Consider the following 514-nt stretch of genomic DNA (forward strand, 5'->3'; position numbering starts at 1 on the left):
ACTGTTTCTCCATTTTTCAAGATACGGGCTTTGGGATTAAAAGGAAAGTCACTATGACAAACCATATCTGCTTTACCGGTTTTACCCAAGAAGAATGTTCCACCCCATTCAAGTTCGCAATCGTTGGGGCGCGGTAAAACAGGCTTACCTTTAATTTCAGTCAGACATGATACACCCTGAGCCAAATCAGATACTTTCGCATCACCGCCGCAATAAATCTTACCGTTTCCGGCACGAAAATCGATATTATATAATCCACTATTTATCACATCTTCAGTTTCTTCCATTGGAGATACAGCACAAGCCGAAACTGATAAAGTTAATGATATTAGAATAAATAATTTCTGCATACAAAGACTCCTATTAGGGTTTTAAGGTTATTAAATATTTCCTAACTAAACGATCGACCGCCATAGCTGCGCTCTTCTTGAACTTGTGGAGTATTTTGAGCAACTTCTTGAGCCTGATTTTGTTTTAAGGTCTCTCGCAACTCATCTCTAAAATTTGCCACCAC

At 38.9% G+C, this 514-nt stretch carries 1 protein-coding gene; it reads right to left on the reverse strand.

The window, feature by feature from the left end; all coding sequences use genetic code 11:
- Positions 1-350, reverse strand: a 350-nt coding sequence (locus ACTHSP_RS21605) for a DUF6636 domain-containing protein (protein WP_440346957.1), incomplete at its 3' end; no start/stop codon positions are given.
- Between the last annotated feature and the right edge of the window lie 164 nt (positions 351-514).

It is taken from the genome of Neisseria sp. P0001.S005 (genome assembly GCF_051963715.1).